General features: G+C 63.4%; 13 protein-coding genes. 1 reads left to right on the top strand and 12 read right to left on the bottom strand.

Annotated elements, in window-relative coordinates; genetic code table 11:
- Positions 1-89: 89 nt before the first annotated feature.
- From EY713_RS20775 to EY713_RS20720, 12 genes are all read right to left on the bottom strand, one after another.
- A complete protein-coding gene (locus tag EY713_RS20775) occupies positions 90-473 on the bottom strand; it encodes a hypothetical protein (RefSeq protein ID WP_131118786.1) in 384 nt (127 codons plus the stop codon).
- Positions 470-2650, bottom strand: coding sequence for a glycosyltransferase (locus tag EY713_RS20770; protein ID WP_131118784.1), 2181 nt, complete (start codon positions 2648-2650; stop codon positions 470-472). Before EY713_RS20770 ends, EY713_RS20775 begins: the two co-directional genes overlap by 4 nt.
- 2 nt (positions 2651-2652) lie before the next feature.
- On the bottom strand, positions 2653-3549 hold the full coding sequence (locus EY713_RS20765; protein ID WP_131118782.1) for a tetratricopeptide repeat protein: 897 nt from the start codon (positions 3547-3549) through the stop codon (positions 2653-2655).
- Between the two features lie 295 nt (positions 3550-3844).
- Positions 3845-5422 (bottom strand): glycosyltransferase family protein, encoded by a 1578-nt coding sequence (locus EY713_RS20760; RefSeq protein WP_131118780.1) that lies wholly within the window; start codon positions 5420-5422, stop codon positions 3845-3847.
- 28 nt (positions 5423-5450) lie between these two features.
- A complete protein-coding gene (locus EY713_RS20755) occupies positions 5451-8870 on the bottom strand; it encodes a glycosyltransferase family 4 protein (RefSeq protein WP_165491211.1) in 3420 nt (1139 codons plus the stop codon).
- Between the two features lie 99 nt (positions 8871-8969).
- Positions 8970-9821: an ABC transporter permease gene (locus tag EY713_RS20750; protein ID WP_131118776.1), complete on the bottom strand. Its 852-nt coding sequence runs from the start codon at positions 9819-9821 to the stop codon at positions 8970-8972.
- Complete coding sequence (locus EY713_RS20745) at positions 9818-10444, bottom strand: ABC transporter ATP-binding protein (protein WP_245572818.1); 627 nt, start codon at positions 10442-10444, stop codon at positions 9818-9820. Before EY713_RS20745 ends, EY713_RS20750 begins: the two co-directional genes overlap by 4 nt.
- A gap of 60 nt (positions 10445-10504) precedes the next feature.
- Positions 10505-11563, bottom strand: coding sequence for an ABC transporter ATP-binding protein (locus tag EY713_RS20740; RefSeq protein WP_131118774.1), 1059 nt, complete (start codon positions 11561-11563; stop codon positions 10505-10507).
- Positions 11560-13146, bottom strand: a complete 1587-nt coding sequence (locus EY713_RS20735) for an ABC transporter permease (RefSeq protein WP_131118773.1) — start codon at positions 13144-13146, stop codon at positions 11560-11562. The genes EY713_RS20740 and EY713_RS20735 overlap by 4 nt, the downstream gene beginning before the upstream one ends.
- A 6-nt stretch (positions 13147-13152) precedes the next feature.
- Complete coding sequence (locus EY713_RS20730; RefSeq protein ID WP_131118770.1) at positions 13153-14166, bottom strand: extracellular solute-binding protein; 1014 nt, start codon at positions 14164-14166, stop codon at positions 13153-13155.
- 290 nt (positions 14167-14456) lie between these two features.
- Entirely contained in the window at positions 14457-15335 is an 879-nt protein-coding gene (locus EY713_RS20725) for a class I SAM-dependent methyltransferase (RefSeq protein WP_131118768.1), read from the bottom strand.
- A gap of 147 nt (positions 15336-15482) precedes the next feature.
- Positions 15483-17897, bottom strand: coding sequence for a GcvT family protein (locus EY713_RS20720; RefSeq protein ID WP_131118766.1), 2415 nt, complete (start codon positions 17895-17897; stop codon positions 15483-15485).
- Positions 17898-18200: 303 nt separating this feature from the next.
- Here EY713_RS20720 and EY713_RS20715 point away from each other — a divergent pair, with 303 nt between their 5' ends.
- A complete protein-coding gene (locus EY713_RS20715; RefSeq protein WP_131118764.1) occupies positions 18201-20114 on the top strand; it encodes a putative bifunctional diguanylate cyclase/phosphodiesterase in 1914 nt (637 codons plus the stop codon).
- Positions 20115-20116: the final 2 nt, after the last annotated feature.

Below are 20116 nucleotides of genomic sequence, written 5' to 3'. Positions count from 1 at the left end.
GCCATGCCGGACACCTCGTCAAGATGACGTAAGGTGATGTCGGGCCTCGTCTTTTACGGCCCGTAGCAACCTCGGATGTCGCTGTCGCTCTAGTCTTTCTTGATGAGGCCAAGCAACCGCCGTCGCTCGGTCAAAGACGAGACGCCGGTTTCGAGATCGTGCAACTGTGCCGCCACGCGGACGAAATCGATCTGCAAGGCTTCGATCTGTCGATCGATCGCCTCGATCGCATTGGCGACCCGGTACCGGCCGATTCCCACCTGATCAGCCTCGTAAAACGACGCATCCTTGAGCAACGCCTCGTGCAGCTCAGGGAACCGCATTTTGAGATTGGCGCGCAGCATGACGTCCATCAACAGTTCGTCAGACGCGCCGTAAAGCTTCGCGCGGGCGTCGAGATCCTCGCCCTCGAACTGATCGAGAATGCCGAACAGCTCATAGACCTCGGCCAGCAAGGCGCCATCGAGCGTCATTCTACTACCTCGGCTGTCCGGAGAAAGGCGTCGACCATGTGGGCGCGCGTGAAACGGGCCTGATGCCGCGCGAGGGCGCTTTCTCGCATCGTGTTTCGATCGGCCGCCTCGAGAGCGTGGAACGCCAGGATCGTGTCGGTCCAGTCCTCGATCGCATCCGCCGGCCGTAAGAAACCGCAAACCCCGTCGATGACGATCTCGACCAAACCGCCGCTGGCCGCCGCCAAGACGGGTGTGCCGACGCTGAGGGCCTCGACCGCAACCAGCCCGAACGATTCGTAGCGGCTCGGCACGATGACGAGATCGGCGTCGCGGTAGGCCTGCCATAAAGCATCGTCGGCGATGTAGTCGGCGACTTCGATGGGGCGCGACCAGCGCGAGGCGGCCGATCTCTCGAACCGGTAGGGTCGGGCACGGCGATCGAGCGCGTCATCATCGGTCGAGGCGCCGACAAAGTGAAACTGGATGGCTTTCTCGTCTCGGGTCACCTGTTCGGCAACCCGGAGACCAAAGTCGAACCCTTTCCGCGGCTCACGGCGGCCGACGAACAGCACGCGGGTCACGTTTGGCGGGGCCGCCCGTCGCCTCTGCTCGAGAAAAGCCGGATCAAGCCCATGCGGAACGATGGCGGATCGATCCTGAATGACCATGTCATAGTCGGTCTCGATATCGCGGATGATCGCCGCGCTATTGGCGATGATGAGCGGATGGGACGCGAGCAGTCGACGTTCGGCCGCCACGACGGGATCCACCACGCTCATCGAGAAGAGGTGACGTGCCGCCCATTCGGGTTTGTGCTGACGCGCCAGGCGATAAGTCGTGTGCAGCGTCAGCACCGTCCGCACGGTCAGCCGTTCGTCAGCCGCGACGCCTTCGAGATCCCAGATCGGCCATGAGACGAACGCGATCGCTTCCGTCGCTTGGATCAGCGCGACTTCGCGAGCCACCCGGGCCGCGTGCCGCGCGATGTTGGGCGGCAAGGCTCCGTCGCTGGACAGAAAGGCGGTATCGAGCGTGTCGTCGAAACCATCGATCTCGTGAACCCAGACGCCATCGTCGAAACGGATCGTATGTCCGTTCTGCCCCCGCGTGATGATCTTGACCCGACGCCCGCGCGACACGAGCCCGGCCGCAAGCTCATGCGTGTAGCGGGCGATCCCCGCCGTATCGGCCGGGGGTAGGTTCTGGCTGACCAGCACCACGAGGCCGCCGCCGGTCCTAAACTCGAAAGGGAATGGCATGAACTCAGAGGCCGGTGACGCGATCGAGCGGGTCAGCGGGCGCTGCATGGCGGCACGGCGGCCATCTGCAATGCTGGCGGTGATCTCCTGATGCAGTGTCTCGGCATGGGCGGCGGAAATGCGCCCATCGGTCACCAGGCCGTGATGGTCGGCATCGAGTTGCGCTGCGTAATCCGCAAGATAACGCGACGGGTCGGCTCCGCCTCGGCTCCCGGCATGACGCATGCAGAAATACGCCTTGCTGCGGGTCGTCGCGGCCAGCGATTTCGGGAGACGAGCGGCGGTTCGCACGGCGCTCGAGGCGAATTGATGAAAAACGATCGCGTCGGGCTCGTAGACGATGCGATAGCCTCGATCGTGCAGCCGGGCGCAGACATCCGTCTCGTCGAGGAAATAGGCGTAATTCTCGTCGAAGCCGTCGATGTCGCGCAGCGCCGCGAGCCGGAAGCTCGAATTGGTGCCAAGCAGGCTCGGAAAGAACCACGTGTCGGGTCCGAGCCCCGGCACGGTCATTCCGTCGGGCAGACGATGGGCATCGCCATAGCGGTCGCAGACGATCCCGCGCGCCTGAAAGACGCGACCGGAATTATCGAGCGTGAAACCGCCGACCCCGCCAAGACGCGCGTCGGCATAATGGGGGGCCAATCGGGTCAGCCAATCGGGGCGGGGCACCGCATCGTCGTCGAGGAATGCGACAGCGTCACCGCGACAGAGCGATAGGCCGATATTGCGCGAGACACTGAGGTTCTGCACCGTGCAACGCCCGATCGTGACCCGATCTCGCATCGCGGCGAGAAGATCGTCCGTTCCATCGGCCGAGGGCCCATTCACGACGATGACCTCGAAATCCGGATAGTCGAGATCCCTCAAGCTCAGCAGCGTTTGGGCGAGTGATCGCACGCGATTGAGCGTGGAGACGACGATCGAAAAACGCATCGTCAGTCTTCGGCCGGTGCGAAACGCTTTTTATAATGCGAAATCAGACCCGCGTTTCGGTCGCGAAAGTCCGGGGAACGGACCACATTCAGCAGGAGTTCGCCGGCATTCAGACTCCCGGAGAAATGTTGCCGCAAGGCGAAGTCGGTCTGCGGTTTGGCCCCGAGCGTCAATTTCATGATCGCCGCGATGCGCTCGCGCGACAGGGGAGCCGCCAGTTCGGGCGGCATGGCTTCACTCTTCGCGGTGCGCCGCCCGACCAGGCGGCGTTCGAGATCGGCGAGATGCAGCGCGACGTCGGTGGTTCGGTCCACGTCGAGCTCTGCGGCCATCCGATAGGCGTTCAGGGCCTCGAACAGCCAATGCGACTCTTTCGCGGTATGGCCATATTGAATGAGGATGTCGATGTCGTAGGGGTTGCGGCGCAGCGCGAACGAATAGCGTTCGGCGGCGGCCTCGAAATGGCCGCCGTCTCGCAAGCGATCCGCATCGGCCACAAGCTTCCGATAATCGTGGTCGACACGGGTCAGTGCCGACGAGAGACGACGCCGGTGGTCGGCGGAGCGAGCGCTCGCCTCGCGATACAGTGCGGTGGCTTTGTCGCGATCGCCGAGCTTTTCCGCACAGAAGGCGATCCGTTCGATGCAATCCACATGTGAGGGATGGTCGATCAGCACGGTTTCGAATTCGATCATCGCCTGTCGATAGGCGCGCAACTGCTGCAGGCAGATGCCCAGGGGGAAGCGCGACGACCGGTCGCCATGCTGGACCAGTTTACGATAGCGACGAACGGCATGTCGCAGATTGCCGGAGGCCTGCGCCGCATCAGCCTTGATCCGTAGCGCACGTGTATCCGGCACCCAACCGATCTTGCTGTGAAGGGCGAAGAGCAAACTCATCCCGGGTCCACCATCGTGAACGTCGATCTCGGTCGGCAGGTCAGATGGACGCCGATGTGCTCGGTTTGACGGACTTTCATGTCTCGAAGCCAACAGTTCCAAGATCGAGGTCGATCAGCGAACTAGGCCGATCAAAAAATTACCCTACGTCAGGTAAAAAAGATAAATTTCTAACCCGATGTCTACTTCATTTTCCCTACGTCATAAGCCTGAGCTTGGCAAGATCGTGGCTAAATTGAAGCCACGATCGCGGCGCTACGGTCATCCTCATCAAGCGTTTGTTTTGCCGGCAGAATCACGCGATCAGACGATCGACCGTCTCGACCGATGTCCGATTATAATCGGCCATGTAGCGCATGAGAGGTTCGAAGCTCGCCGGCCACGCTTTGAGCGCGTCGCGGATGCGTCCGGCAATGTGATCCGGTGAGCCGGGCCGCTCGACCACATAGAGCTCCCGCAGGACCGGATCGTCGGCGAAAAGGTGGCAACTCGGCCCGATCAGGCACGGAACCCCCGCCGCGATGCTCTCGAGCGGTACCATCGGCATGCATTCCGACACCGTAACGTAAAGCGTCAAGGCGGTTCGCCGCATGTGTCTCAGCATCATGACATGGGGCAGCGGCGTCGGGCTGATCTCGGGCGCCCTCAGGCGCAACTCGCGTGCCAGCATCATGGCGCGTGGATCAAAACCCGAGCCCGTCAGCTCGATCCCGTCGATCAGGCTCAACGCGCAAAGCGTGTTGTAGGGGACCTTCCGGTATTCCGACGACCCCGACAGCCATAGGCCGACGCGTTGCGTGTTGCGGGTCGGAACGACGTCTGATGTCGTGAATGGCACGGCATTCTGGACGAAGACGGCCTCGATCCCGAACCGCTGAAAAAAGGCCTCCATGCCGCGTTTGACGACGCCGATGCGGCGGATACGTCGGTCCCGCGCCGCATCGAGCCAAAGCGTGAGCAGCGCCAGATCATGGGGTTCGCCCATCTGCAGGTAACTCGAATGCCATAGCAGCGTGAAGGTGATCCGCGGATTGATGGCTTCGACCGCATCGATCAATTTCAGAAAAAATCGGTCGCCACCCGAGATGACGATCTGATCGATCGGCAAGGCCGCCAGAACACGGGCGTAAGTTTCGATATCCTGGTCCGTGAGGTCATCGGGATGTCCCTCGATCCCATACGGCATGGGGAATGTCGCTTGAAAAAGCGCAGTCGTGGCGGCCGTCACGCCCCGCCAGCGCGGCGTCGACACGGCGACGACCCGGCTGTGTGCCGACCCTGCAGCCGATAGACGCTCCAGAGTCAGGCGCAATGCAGAGCCGAGGCCTTCAAGCGTCGCCTCGAGTGCCGCTTGGGCGACCTTCGGGTCGGGTCGCAGGATCGTGGTCGTGGCGGCATCGGCTGGGCCGGGCAGGTCGATGTCGATCGTGGCGGTCTTGGCTGCGTAAAGATCGATCTCTTGCTCTCGCCCCTGCCAAATGAGCCGCACCGCTCCAGACCAGGGATGCGTCAGCAGACGAATGCTGCCGCCCTCCCGAAGCGTCAAAGCCAGGCTCTCGTTTGGCCCGATTTTGATCCCGGCCCCAACTTGCTCATGCGTGCCCACCAGCACGTCGGTCACCCGTTCGCCGCCATCGGTCAGCGGAATGGTGTCGAGCGCGATCGGCCATTCGGCGTCGCGGGCCAGCAGATTGACCAGAATGACCTCGCCGCCACGGCCGCTCGGATGCCGCTGTCCGAGAGCTTGGATGACCAGCAGGTCTGGCCTCGCCGCGGGCATGGCGAGTGGCGCCGTCACCGGATCGGCCTCCCGATTGGCTGTCAGCCGCGAGGGAGGCGGTCCGCGCAGCAGCCTTGCAAGCCATGTCTTCATGATGCAACCGAACGATGATGGAGGAGGATCACGAGACGGATGCCTCGCGCGTCGGCATAGCCGTCGAGACCTGTCCTGGCCACACCCACTCCGCCATGGCGGTCCTGACATCGGTATAGCCGTCGACCAGCGTGGTGAGCCGGCCAGCCAACTCGTCCGCCTGCTCCCAATAGACGATTTGGAGAGCCTCACGCCGCGGAAAGCCATCGAGGTCGACCGCGTCGGCTCCCACCAGGACAAGGCCGCCTGTCTCCAGCGCCAGATAGGCGAAGCCATCGAGGATGCTGTCGGGGAAGGGCGCCAGATAGATAAAACGGCGATCTTGCCGCGACCGGATCGCAGCCCCGAGGCCGTCGTAACGCTGCAGGCGGTGCCCCAGCCCGAAGCGCCGCAGGACGATGCCGAGTTGAGCGTCCTGGCCGGGAAGCAAAATGTCGCCGATCCGGGCAAGAGTGTCGGGGTGCAGCACCATCAGCGCGGCCGCGACATGGCCGAGTGACGGGACTTCGCCACTGCCGGCCCCGATCACGAGATCGATCGGGCCAACCGACACCGGCCACGCGGGCTGCGGCGTCAGCGGCGGGAGTGCGATCTCGTCGACCGCGATCCCCCTCGCCTGGAAGAGACCACTTAAACCATCGCTGGCGATCCGGATCGTCAGCCGCGTGCCGAAGCTCTGCTTAAATTGGGCAAGAGCCTTGAAGCCGCTGTACCCATCGTGTTGCCATCCGATGCCACTGGTCGCGAGCAGGATGCAGGAGAGGCGCGGCGCCGCGTTCAAAATCTTGCCAACGAGGTGCCGCGTATCGGGGCCGTCGACCAGCACATAGGTTTGAATTCCGGCGACGGAAGCCTGTTCGACGAGCGCGCGGGCGGCACGATCAGGATTGACGTCGGGCTCCACCGTCACGAGCGGTCGGGCAACGCCGAGGGCGCGCGCCAGCGCTCGGGCGAGGGGCAACCGTGCGTCGCCTGCCAGAACCACGACCGCCAGAGCGCCCTCGCTGCGGTCCTGCGTCGGATCAGATGTCGACCGAGGCGGGTTCAGGACGTCGATAGCGTGAACCAGCCGATGGGTGTCGAGTGACAGCAGCGCCTCGATGTCGAGAAGCACGTCGTGATAATGCGATCGGCGGAAGTCCACCAACACGGCACGACCATGTTGGACCAACACCGCTTGGTCCTGATCCGGCCCGACCAGGACCATTAGCCGTCCGCGCGCGAAGCCGTGAATGAGGCAGGATCCGGCTTTGGAGCGACGCAAGCCCGCCGGGTGATCGAGCGATATCACATCTTCCCAGGGTCCCTCGAAGGTGCAGTCGCGCCAAGGCACGGTGGCGGCGGATGAGCCAGGAAAGATTTGGACCAAGGTCGTGTAACCCCGCTTCGCGTCATCGGCTGGACGCGCCGCAGCGGTCGACGGGCTCGCGAGGTTTGGGAGCACGTAAAGCCAGTCCGCATGGTCGAGCGACTGCTGCAAGGCGGCGCTGATCCGCATCGATGCGACCTCGGCGGGGGTCAATGTTCGGACCATGGCGGCCAGAGCCTTGGTGGTGCTCATTTGGGCCGCGGCCGCGACCGTGTCGGAGGTCCAAGCGTGACGGCGTAGAAAGCTCTGCCAGTCCGCCGGTTGGAACAGTCGCTCTGGGTGCAGGGCCCTCGAGACGCGCGTTGCCGGCCAATCGACCACGAGAGAGCCCTTGGCCTGGATCGACCAGAGGATCGCGAGTTCGCTGGTGGGGCCGGGATCGGTCACAAGATCAACAAGGCAGGCTGGTCTGCCCGTGCGGAAGACCGCGCCGATCAGTGCGACACTCTCGCCTTCGGCTGCCTCAAGCGCGATGGGAAGACGAGCGGCTTTGACTGTTCCGTCGCTGTCGGTGCGGGCCGGGCAAACCGCACCGACGATCGGCATTGCCGTCAGGATGCCGAGGGCGGCGCGCAGGAATGCTGCGTCCGGCAGGCGGTTTGGATAGACGAAGACCACATGGCTCCGCAGCGCCACGGTCTGCACGACGAGGCCGGCGCCGTCTCGGTCCGACAGCGCATAGAAGTCGCCGAAGATCGGCACCCGCGATCCGGTTTCGCCAGGCCTGAGTTGAACCGCATGGACGCCGGGCAGCGCCGCCAACAGAGCAGCGATATCGGCGGCGGTCGCGTCGGTGTCCTTGGCGGTTTCGTGCACCACCACGACCGAAAGATCGCTGCAGGTTTCGCCGGTCTGAGACAATGCAGGCTCGAACGGCGCGATGGCCGTGTGACGGGGGTAGTGATCCTGCGTATAGCGCGTCACCGTCGCGGCGCGGCTTATCGAGAGCCTGTGGTTGAGCTCACGATCGGTCGCGAGGCGCAGGATGGCGCGGACGAGCGAGGACACCGATCCATCCACAAGCAGCGCGGTTTCTGCGTCGACGAAAAAATCCCGGAAGGTTGGGATCTCTGTGAGAACGAGGGGGACACCGGCGAGATGCGCTTCGTGCGCCGCATAGCAGAAGCTTTCCATCCGGTTGGCGAAGACCGCACAGGATGCTGTTTCATAATGGCGCCGGATCTGGTCGTGACCGAGACGTCCGAGAATCTTGATCCGCTCGCCGAGATGACCTGCCGCAATGGCCAGCAGAGCCGCCTCGCTCTGCCCCGACGAGACCGTTTCCGACGGGCCGATGACGATGAAGTCACCGACCGTGTCGCTCACCGCAGCGTCCGACAAAATCGCAACCGCTGCATGCAGGAAGCGATCGAGCCCCTTAAAGGTCGACAGGCGCCCGACGAAGAGGACGTCGCGTGCCTGCTCGCGCCGGACGACCGGCTCGCGAACCTCGCAGACCAATGGCGAGAGGTGCAGACGGCGCCGATCGATGGTGTAGAGGGTCGCGATTTCCTCGTCGAAATAGGCCTGTCCGGATGACAGAACCACATCGACCATGGCAAGCGCCGCGCGTTCGAGCGCAAAATCGGCGAGCCGGAAATCCTCGAAGGAGGATTCGGTTCGGCGGGCGATCACTTCGATCGTGTTGTGAAGCCGGATCGCGATCCGGCCCGGAAAAGCGTCCGGATGATGGGCGCGCTCGATCAGACTGTAATAGGCGGCGCCGCAGTAGTCGATGAACTCAGCAAAATCGAGATGCTGCTTGAGGTGCACCTTCTTCAGGCACCAAGCGAACCGATAGCTCTTCCAATGCGCCTCGGAGGGAAAATTCTCGCGGGCGAGCTCGATGTCGGCGCAGAGATCGTCGGCTTGGTAACTCTGCAACGTGCCGGAGCCGTCGATCACGCGCTTGCTATGTGACTGCGTCCAGGCCCGAAACTCGGCGGTCGAGAGATCCAGGATCAGCGCGACGTCATGCCCGTTCCGCAGCAACATGCGGGTGGTCGCGGTCACAAACGCGCCGACGCCGCCGGGGGTCGTTGGGTAAATCTCGTACGAGATGAACGCGATGGCGACCAAACGACCTCGACAGCAAGCAAGCGTGAACTTGACCGTTCCGCTATGCAAGCTGATAGCTTGAGGGCCAGTCTGCCGCAACGTCATCCGCGACAAAATGGCCTATTCTGAGCCTTTTTTCTTGGTGCGGGCGTCGCGGCTTGCAACGCGAGCCTCGATCTTAGAGTCAAGTCGGTCGAGCCGCAGGCGTTGTCGCTTGTCGCTCAGGCGACGGACCGCAACCTCGACCGCGATCAGGCTCCCAAGAAAGCCGCCACCTGCCAAAACGAACATCAGCAGGATCTGGTATTTGGCGGCCTCGAGCGGGTCCATGCCGGCCAGGACCTGGCCGGTCATGATCCCCGGTAGGGTGATGATGCCGGCGGCTGCCATCTGGTTGATGGTCGGGATGATGCCGGCCAGCACGGCTTGCCGAACGATGGTCTCGAAGGCTTGCGCCCGCGTCGCCCCGAGCGCCAATCGGGCTTCGATCGCGGCTCTCTCGCGCGTCACGGTCGAGAAAACCGAATTGAGCGCGAGGCTCGCGGCATTCATGACATTGCCGACGATGATGCCGACGAGCGGGATCACGTGGTGGGCGTCGTACCAGGGCGTCGGCCGAAGCGCCGTCGTGAGCGCGATGACCGCGACCGTCACGGTTGCGATCACGACCGACGCGGTGCCGACCGCATAATGCCAGAGCCCGCTCAGGCGCCGGGGCGATCGGGCGCCGACTTCGCGGCTCGCGGCCGCCAACATGACCCCGACCGCCAGCGCCGTCAGCCACCCCGACGAGATCGCAAAGATCTGTCGCAGCACGAAACCGACCAGGACCAATTGCACGACCATGCGGGTGGAGGCGATCAGCAAGGGGCGATGCACGCCGAGGGTGAGGAGCATCGATAAACCGGCGCTGGCCAGCACCAAGAGCGATGCGATCGCGAGATCGAGCGGGGTGAGCGAGATCGGCGTCATGGCGCGAGCGCCGCGAGGCCGTCGCGGCTCATGACGAGGTGCCGATCGGCGAGGCGGTGCGCCTGTTCGGCATTGTGCGACACGAGCAGCAACCCGATTCCGGCCTGTTTCAACCGCAGCAACTCGGCCTCGACCAGCAGCGTCGAGGCCGGGTCCAGCGCGGAGGTCGGTTCGTCGAGCAGCAGCATTGCGGGATTCTGGATCACGGCCCTGACGAGAGCGGCGCGCTGACGCTCGCCGGTCGAGAGACGCGCGACGGGCGCATCGACCAGCGCAGCGTCGAGACCAAACGCCGGAAAGGCCTGCTTGGCGGCCGACAAGTCGGCCATATGGTCGCCGACGCGATCCTCCCACCACCCGGATTCCGCTGCCACATAGGTCACCTTGCGCCGCCACGCGGGTGCGGACATCGTGGCCCGGTTTACCCTATCCAGCGTCACGATGCCGGTGTTGGGATCGAGATCCGCAATCATCCTGAGCAGGAGGCTTTTTCCGATGCCGGACGGTCCGGTCACGGCGACGCAGAACCCATTCGGCACCGCAAGCGTGAACGGGCCTCTGACGGCGCCGATCAGGTCGCCAATCAGAAGGCCCTCAGCCATGATCCGTTGGGAGAGCGTCATGTTTCGCCATGTCGCGGAAAGAGCCGCGATCCGGCAGCCTTGTCAACGATCCGCCCGAGCCTAAAGCGGGTATTTGACCGGAAACACCATCGCGGCGCCGTTGACCACCACGCGGACCGACGATCCGATCGCGTCAGCTTCGGCGGCCGGCCAGCAGGCCATCAGCGGAACCGATAGCCCCTCGTTTCGACATAATAGATCAAGCCAGATCAGCGGCCCGAGGAAACTCGAACCACGCACCGCGACGTCGACGCCGTCATGTCCCGCAGCGGCCGGCCTGATCTGCTCCGGACGCAGCATGGCGAGCACGCGACCTTCGGCGCAGGCGCTGGAATTCATGACCGGCAGGGCGCCGAGACAGGTTTGCGCCACGCCGCCCTTGAGTGTCGCCGGGATACAAACCGCCGTGCCGACCAATCGGGCGAGGTCGAGATCGACGGGATGATCGTAAAGCTCTCGCGGCGTTCCGGTTTGAGCGATCACGCCGTTCCGCATCACCACGACAGTGTCGGCCATCGCGAAGGCTTCGTCGCGATCATGAGTCACGAGAATGCCCGTCGCATTGCTCTCTTTCAGGATGCGGCGGACGTCGGCACAGAGGGTGCGGCGTAGGTTAGCGTCGAGCGCATTGAAGGGTTCGTCGAGCAGCACCAGCGTCGGTTGCAGCGCGAGCGCGCGGGCCAGCGCCACACGTTGCTGCTGGCCGCCCGAAAGTTCGTGCGGCATGCGGCCCTCGAAACCCGCCATGCCGATCAGGCTTGTCATCGCGGCGAGCCGTTCCGCGCGAGCGCCCGATCGCGGCAAGCCGAAACCGATGTTGTCGGCGACGGACAGATTCGGGAACAACGAGCCTTCCTGCGGAACGTAGCCGATGCCGCGCAGATGCGAGGGTATGAAGGCCCGGTCATCGGCAAGGATCTGATCGTTGAGCGCGATCGAGCCCGCATCGGCGCGATCGAAGCCGGCAAGGAGGCGCAATAGGGTGGTTTTCCCACAACCCGACGGGCCGAGGATGGCCACGAGCGTGCCGGGGTCGACCGACAGGTCGATCCCACGCAAGACCGGCGCGTCGCCGAAGGCTTTGTGGACGCCTCGAACCGCGAGACCGGCTCGGCTCATCGGCTCGTGCCGCCCCGGCGCAGGCGCCGTCCGAAGAGGTAGGCCGGAATGCCGGACAGCAGGACGAGCAGCAGCGCGTAAGGAGCCGCGGCGCCATATTCCATCTTGGACGTATGGGACCAAACCTCCATCGACAGCGTGTCGGTGCCGGTCGGAGAGAGGATCAGGGTCGCGGTCAATTCCCGCAATAGACTGAGGAAGACGAGGATCAGGGCGGCCCCGAGCCCGGTTGCGATATTGGGCAGCGTCACGCGGACGAAGACAGCCCAGGGTCCACGTCCGCACGAGCGGGCCGCATCTTCGATCGAGGCGGGAAACTGCTCCAGCACCGCACGGATGGCGCTTTGAGCCAGCGGTAGCGACAGCAGCGCATAGGCGAGGATCAGCACCGCCATGGTCTGATAGAGCGCCGGGACGACGCTCAAGGTGAAGAACACCAGCGCCAGGGCCACGACCACGCCCGGCAAAGCATGGATCACGAAGGGCAGGCGCTCCGCCAAACGCGAGATGGCGCCGCGAAACCGCATGGCCGTGAACACGAGAGCGAGCCCCGCTGCCGTCGTGACAAGGCTCCCGACCCCGGCAAGCTGCAGCGTGCCGAAAAGCGCATGAGCGATGCGTCCCACCGGAAAAGCGGTGGATGACCCAACCAGCATCCAATATCCGAGCGACACGAGCGGAACGCCCAGCGCCAGCGCCACCACGGTCGCCAGAAACGCCATCGCGGGAAAACGCCAAAGCCCGAGACGAATCGGCGTCGGCCGTCGTGACGCGCCGGAGCCGATGCGGGCGAACCGCAACGTTCCGCGCAGCCGCATCTCGGCCAGAACGATCAATCCGCAGAGAACCAGCAGCACGGCCGACAGCACGGCGGCGGAGGCGCTGTTGAATTCGAGCTCGAAGGCCGCATAGATCGCGGTCGTGAACGTATCGACGCGCAGCAGTGCGAGGGGCCCGAACTCGACCAGCATATGCAGCATGACGAGCAGCGCCGCACCCGAGATGGCAGGCCGCAATTGGGGGAGGGTGACGCCGGTGAAGCGCCGCCAGGGCGAGTGGCCGAGCGAGCAGGCGACATCGTCAAGGCTCTGGTCCATGCCGCGAAGGGCTGCCGCCACCGGCAGGTAGATAAGTGGAAATTCGGCGAGCGACAGGATCGCGATGGCGCTGTTCATGCCCTCGAAGCGCGCGCTAAGCGACACCCAGGTGAAGCTCGTCACGAAGGACGGCACCGCCAGCGACAGCGGTAGCGCAATCCCCCAAACGCGCGCGCCCGGCACGTCGCTGCGCTCCACGAGCCAGGCCAGACCGACCCCAAGAAGGAGGCTACCGGCTGTGACGCCGCCCAATAATTGCAGCGTGGCGAGCAGGAGCCCACCCGTGTAGGGGCGAAACAGCAGATCGACGCTCTGTGACCACCCCGCCTGGCCGGCCTGCGCCAAGACGAACGCAAGCGGCAGCAGTGTCGCGAGACCCACAAGCCCAACCGGCACCACCAGCCACAGCGGCGGCGTCGAGAACGATCGCCGCCACGAGGGCCAGGAGCGGGTTGTGTCAGCCTTGCGTCGGAGCGCGATCGACATCGTGCGTCAGTTCAACCCGACCGACCGTTCAAGCTCCAGAGCGACATGCGCGGTGCCAATGTCGGATGGCGTGATCGGCGACATGTCGAGGTCTGCGAGCGGCGTCAGCTTATAGGGTGAGACGATGCCCGGACGGAGCGGGTAATCGGCCGCTGCGGCCGCCACGGCGGTCTGGCCGTCGGCGCTGGCCAAAAACGCCAGAAACTTTTGGGCCGCATCGGGGTGAGGGGCCGATTTCAGGATGGCGGCCGCCGAAACGGTGACGAGCGAGCCGGGGTCCTTGTGGCCGACATAATGGACACGCGCGTTCATCTTGTCGGCCCCGCGCTCCTCGGCGACCGCGAACCAGTAATTGTCGCCGACGATCGCGGTTTCGACCTCGCCGCGATCGACCGCCACGACGATTGCGGTGTTGCTCGGGTAAGCCTTCGCGCCGGTCTTGAGAGCGGTGAGCCACGCCTTCGCGGTCGGCTCACCCTTCGCCTGGATCACAGCCGTGACTTCTTCGAGAAACGCGGCGCTCTTCGGGTTGAACGCCACCTTGCCGCTCCACTCCGGCTTGGCGAAGTCGAGCACGCTCTCGGGGAGCTTATCCTCCGAGATCATAGTCTTATTATACAGCATGGCTTGATTGCGAGCCGTCACGCCCAGCCACATCTTGCCTGCATCGTTGAAGCGGGCCGGGATTGCGGCAAGCGTCTCGGCCGGCACTTCGGCCAGCAGGTTCTTGTCCTTCAAGATCGCGAGCGGGGACGTATATTCCGAATAGAAGACGTCGGCCGGCGAGCGCGCGCCCTCCTGAATGATCTGATTGGCGAAGGCCGGGCTTCCGCCCTTCCGCATCTCGACCTTGATACCGGTTTTCTTCTCAAACGCGGCGGCCGCAGCTTCGACCGGACCCTCGTCTTGCCCGTTATAGATCGTCAGCGTCTGGCTGTCGGCCGCGCGAGCCGCAGGAGCAAAAACCAAGGATGCGGCGCAGGCCAGCAGGGCGAGCCGGAGAGAATGTCGGACGGTCATGGTGTTTCCCTGAACGGAGCCCTGAAGCCTACGATCCGCACGTCACGCAGAACCCTGCGTGAGGGGCCGAGACTGTCGAGCCAGTTCGGGTGAAATAGGACGGTCCGTCCTCGCTGGCAAATTCTTTTTACTTCTTAGATTCGTTGTAAACTACAGTTTTGAATGACTTCAAACTGCAAAGCGAGAGTAACGTCGATCTTGGTTCAAGTTAATCCAGCCTTACAAGCCAATATGCAGATTAGAGACGCGAGCAGGTGATCGTCGCAACCCCACGTGGTGCGCCCGAGAGTTCAGGGCGCGCTCAGTGGTTTGACGAATTTCAACAGAAAGCGGTCGCTTTCCCCGATCGCGGCATATTTGGCACGATCCTGATCCTTGAGCCTGTAGGTGGGGGGCAGCGTCCAGACACCCGCCGGGTAATCCTTGGTGTCTTTCGGGTTAGCGTTGGCTTCCGACGACGCTGCCAGCCGAAAACCCGCTTTTTCGGCCAGCGCAATCGCATAATCCTGCCGCACATAGCCGGATTTGGCCTGCGGATCCTGCGGCTGATCGGGATTGGCGCGATGCTCTTCGACGCCGAGAACACCACCCGGCTTCAACACGCGAAAAAAACTCGCGAAGGCCGCATCGACCGTGCCGTTCGCCATCCAATTATGGATGTTGCGGAACGTGAGGACCATGTCGGCCGAACCGTCCGGCCCGAGAGGGCGCGATCCCGGCACGAACTCGGCCGGCTCGATTTTGGCATAGTCGGTCGGGTCGGCCGCGACCTTCGCCGTAAAGGCGGCGTTTTCGCGCTTCGCCTCGTCGGATGTTGCGTCGTTGGCCGGGTTAGCAGCGATGTAACGCCCATGATCCTTGAGGTAAGGCGCGAGGATCTCGGTCCAATAGCCGACCCCACCGGGAAGAATTTCGATGACGGTGCTGGTCGGCTGCACGCCAAAGAAGGTCAAGTCGTCCAGCGGATGGCGATAGGGGTCGCGGGCGACATTCGCGGGCGAGCGCTGTGGTCCGGCGATGAGAGATGGCAGAGAAGGGGGCGCGGCTTGCGCCGAGGCGACGGTCACCCCGAAGCCTTGCGTCGCAACAGCTCCGAGGAGCGCGACGGCGACTGCGGCGAGCCCGGAAACGGCCGAGCGTGAAACGATGTGGGTGGTCGCGGGTACCATGGTGGGCTCCTTTCGCCCATCATGGAAAAGTCTACCGGCGCTGTCGACCAGAGTTTGTGGGCCTGACGACGCATGTGCTGAGACTGTCATCGATCAGGAGATAAGCGCGGGCATCCCGGTTACGCACGCGGCCGCGCGTTGATCCCGTTAGGCACGCATCCGCGCGCCTGTCGGATCGAAAGCCGGGCCGTCGAGCCGGGTGGCGCGACGACGATCGCCGATGATTTCGATCTCGAAACCCTCCGTCGCGCTTGCGAGGCGAGCCGGAACATAGCCGAGCGCCAGCGACTTCCCGACGCTATGGCCGAAGCCGCCGGACGTGACCCAGCCGACCACCTTGCCGTCGTGCCAGATCGGCTCGTCGCCGATCGCATCCGCCGTGGCGGCATCGACCGTGAACCCGAGAAGGCGCAAAGGCGCATCGCCGCTCGCGCGGGACGTTGCGACGGCGTCCCGCCCGATGAAGTCGTTCTTTTTCATCGACACGAACCGTCCCATCCCGGCTTCGTCCGGCCCATAGATCGGGCGGAACTCCCGCGCCCAGGTGCCGAAGCCTTTTTCGAGCCGCATCGAGTGGAGCGCGCGTCCGCCGAAGGGCTTGAGGCCGAAGGGCTCGCCGGATTTGACCAAGAGATCGTAGAGCGCGCGTTGGTAATCGGACGTCACCCAGATCTCGTAGCCGAGATCCCCCGTGAAGCTGACGCGGCCGACCAGAGCCGGAATCATGCCAACATCCATTTTGCGGAAGGTCATGAACGGGAAAGCGGCGGTCGAGAGATCGTCGTGCACGAGTGTCTGCAACAAGGAGCGAGATTGCGGTCCGGCGATTGAAAGGCCGGTATATTCCATGGCGCAAGGTCGCAGCGTGACGCCCGTCTCCGGCAAGTGCTGCTCGAACCAGCGCATGTAGTAGCTTTCGGCCGCATAGGTGCCGACCACGAAGAACCTGTCGGCGGCATAGCGCCCGACCGTGAAATCGCCGATCAGCTTGCCGCGCTCGTTCAGCATGGGGGTCAGCACCATGCGCCCGATCGCCGGGAGCGCGTTGGCCATGACGCGGCTGAGAAATGCGCCGGCGTTGGGTCCGCTGACCTCGAACTTGCCGTAGTTCGAGGTTTCCAGCAGGCCGACGCCCTCACGCACGGCTTTGCACTCGGCCGCCACATGAGCATGCGACTCGGAGCGATGGAACGTGAACGTCTCGACCGCTTCGGCTTTGGTCGGTGCGAACCAGAGCGGATGTTCCAGCCCGCAATATTCGCCGAAGACCGCGTTTGCGTCGTCGAGCCGATCGTAAATCGGTGTCGTGCGAAGCGGACGGGCGGCCGGAAGCTCCTCGTTCGGGAAACGGATGCGGAATCGCCGCGAATAATTCTCGCGCACCTTCGCGTTGGTATAAGCCATCGTGGCCCAGTCGCCGTAGCGCGACACATCCATGCCCCAGATGTCGTAGCCGGGGTCGCCGTCGACCATCCAGTTGGCCAAAGCCAAGCCCACGCCACCGCCCTGGCTGAAGCCGGCCATGCAGGCGCAGGCCACCCAGAAGTTCTTCAGGCCTTTGACCGGGCCGACGAGCGGATTGCCGTCGGGCGCGAAGGTGAACGGCCCGTTGATGATGCGGCGGATGCCGACACGGCCGATGGCCGGAAAATGTTCGAACCCGACCTCGAGTTCGGGAGCGATACGGTCAAGGTCATTCGGCAGGAGGTTCTGGCCGAAGTCCCACGGCGTTTCACGTTCGGACCACGGCACACCGGCCTTTTCATAGGTGCCAAGCAGCATGCCGCCCCGCTCCTGACGGACGTAGATTTCGCCCTCGAAGTCGATGCAATGCAATTGCTCTTTCTGGCCAACGAGTTCGGGCATGTCGTCGGTGATCAGATAATGATGCTCCATCGCCAGCAGGGGCAGTTCCAGCCCCACCATGCGGCCGACCTCGCGCGCCCACAGGCCGCCCGCATTGACGACATGTTCGGCGTGGATGTTGCCTTGCTCGGTGATGACGTCCCAGGTTCCGTCCGGTCGCGGCTGTAGATCCGTCACGCGGGTCTGCCGCTCGATGGTGGCGCCACCAATCTGTGCTGACTTTGCGTAGGCCGTGGTCACGCCGGTCGGGTCGCAATGCCCTTCCATGGGGTCGTACATGCCGCCGACGAAGTGGCTCTTGTCCATCAGGGGAAACAGCTTTTCGGCCTCGTCGACCGACAGCATTTCGAGATCCATGCCGAGGTAGCGGCCGCGCGCTTGGGCGAGCTTCAGCCAATCGAGCCGCGACTGCGTACCGGCCAGCATGATGCCGCCGGTGAGATGCACCCCGCAGGATTGGCCCGAGATGGCTTCGATCTCCTTGTAGAGTTCGATCGTATATTGCTGCAGCTTGGCGACGTTCGGATCGCCGTTGACCGTATGCATCCCGCCGGCCGCATGCCATGTCGAGCCCGACGTGAGCTCCGCCCGCTCGAGCAGGACGACGTCGCGCCAGCCCGCTTTGGTGAGGTGGTAGAGCACGCTGGCACCGACGACCCCGCCCCCGATCACGACGACTTTGGCGTGGGTTTTCATGCGAACATTTCCTGGCTGTGAAAGCTTTGCAGGCCGGTGGCGGCCGCTCGATGGTCCGACGTCTCGAGCCTTTAAATCTAGCGTGAAAACCACGGCGAAACGCCACTGATTTTTGGATCGCACCATCAAGAAAGAAAGGCTGCCGGTTGTGTTCCGGTCTTTAGATAAAGTTTACGGCAACGGGCGCTCTCTTGAGTCGTCTTTCGTCGAATGATCCCCGTCAACGTCAGACGTGTATTTTAATCCAAAGATCGGTCGCAGTCCTGGTCTCGTTTGAGCGAACCAGTCACGCCGGGGCATTCGATGCTGAAACGCTTGACCGGGTGGGAGTGGAGTTTCGCCGTCACCACGGCTTTGATGGCGCTGGTGGCTATCTACACCAGCGTGCTCACCTCGGAGCGGCAGCAATCGCTGATCGATTCGGCGCGGTACAACACGGTTTTCGACGTCACCCAGACAGCGTCCGAGTTTCTGCAGTTCGAAGCGGCGGTCGGCCGATTCGCGTTGACGCCCAGCGATGCCGCGAAGGATGCCGTTCAGTTGAGGCTGGCCATCGTTCAGAATCGCTTGTCGATCCTCAAGCAAGGGGGCGTCGCTCTTCTCGCTGCGCGACGCGCCGACCTTCGATTGACGATCGAGAGCCTGGCGTCTGCGATTGCTTTGACGGTCCCGCTGGTCGATGCGTTGGACGAGAAAAATGCGACCCGTGTGCTGGACCTCCTGTCGCCGCTCAACCAACCGATCGTTGGCCTGATCGGGACCGCCAACCAAATTTCGGTCGAAAGCGTCGATCGTCGTCGCCTCGATCTAGCCCGGGTCTACTGGGCCGGTTTGGTGCTGACCATCATCCTGATCTGTTGCGGCATCATGCTGATCGCGCTGCTGGTCCGGCGTAATCGCAATGTCCATCATCTGGCCCATACGGATCATCTGACCGGATTACCGAACCGACTGATGTTCGGCGAGATCCTCTCCGAGATGACGTCGCAATCCGAGGGCGTGGCACGTTCCGTTCTGATGTTGCTCGATATCGATCTCTTCAAGGACATCAACGACGCGCTTGGACACGCGGGCGGCGATGCCCTCCTGCAAGTCTTGGCACGGCGGCTGACCGCCATCCTGCCCGAAGCCGTCTTAGTAGCGCGTCTCGGTGGTGACGAATTTGCAATTTTGTTGCGGATCGACAATCCGAGCGTCGAATCTGCGCCGATCGCGGAACGCGTCCGCGAAGTCTGCACGCAGCCTTTCGCCTATGACGGCAAACTGATCCCCATCAGCCTCAGCATCGGGATTGTGGCCGCCACCATCGACCAGCATGACCCCGAGATGCTGATGAAATATGCCGACCTTGCGCTTTACGCCGCCAAGGCGTCCGGTCGCGCCACATACCGCTTGTTCGATCCTTGCTTCGAACGCGACCTGCTGACCCGTAAAGCTCTCGAGGTTGATCTTCGGCTTGCGTTGAAGCTCAACCAATTCGATCTTCACTTCCAGCCAATCATCGATCTCGCCACGCAGCGAATCGTGAATTGCGAAGCGTTGCTGCGCTGGTCCCACCCGGTGCTCGGCGCCGTTCCGCCCTCGCAATTCATTCCCATCGCCGAGGAGATCGGACTCATCACGGATCTCGGTCGCTGGGTCCTCGCGCGGGCTTGCCTCGCGGCGCGGACGTGGCCCGCGACCGTCAAAGTGTCGATCAATCTGTCCCCAAGGCAGTTCGACGGCATCGATCTCATCGCCCATGTCGGGAGCGCTCTCGCGGCTTCGGAACTCCCCGCAAGCCGGGTCGAACTGGAGATCACCGAGTCAATTTTGTTACGCGACAACGAGCATGTCTTGCGGATTCTGGCGGAGCTGAAGAATCTTGGGCTTCGCATCGCTCTTGACGATTTCGGCACGGGATATTCCTCGCTCGGCTACCTTCAGCGCTTCCCAATCGACAAGATCAAGATCGATCAATCCTTCGTGCGTGATCTCACGACCAACCCGGAAGCCTGCCTGATCGTCGAGTCGATCGGCGCACTAGCCAACAAGCTCGGTCTGACCACCACGGCGGAGGGGATCGAAACGGAAGCTCATGCGGTGCTGATCCGCGCCATGGGTTATGTCGAGGGGCAGGGCTACTACTTCGATCGGCCCCTGGATGGTGAGACCTGTCACGCTCGGCTCTGGGCACAAGCGAACGCCATCCATGCGATCGGCGCGCCGGTCATATGAGA

The organism is Lichenihabitans psoromatis, assembly GCF_004323635.1.
GTDB classification, from domain to species: domain Bacteria; phylum Pseudomonadota; class Alphaproteobacteria; order Rhizobiales; family Beijerinckiaceae; genus Lichenihabitans; species Lichenihabitans psoromatis.
The sequence above is the reverse complement of the archived record's forward strand: the minus strand, read 5'-3'. Positions and strand labels throughout refer to the sequence as shown.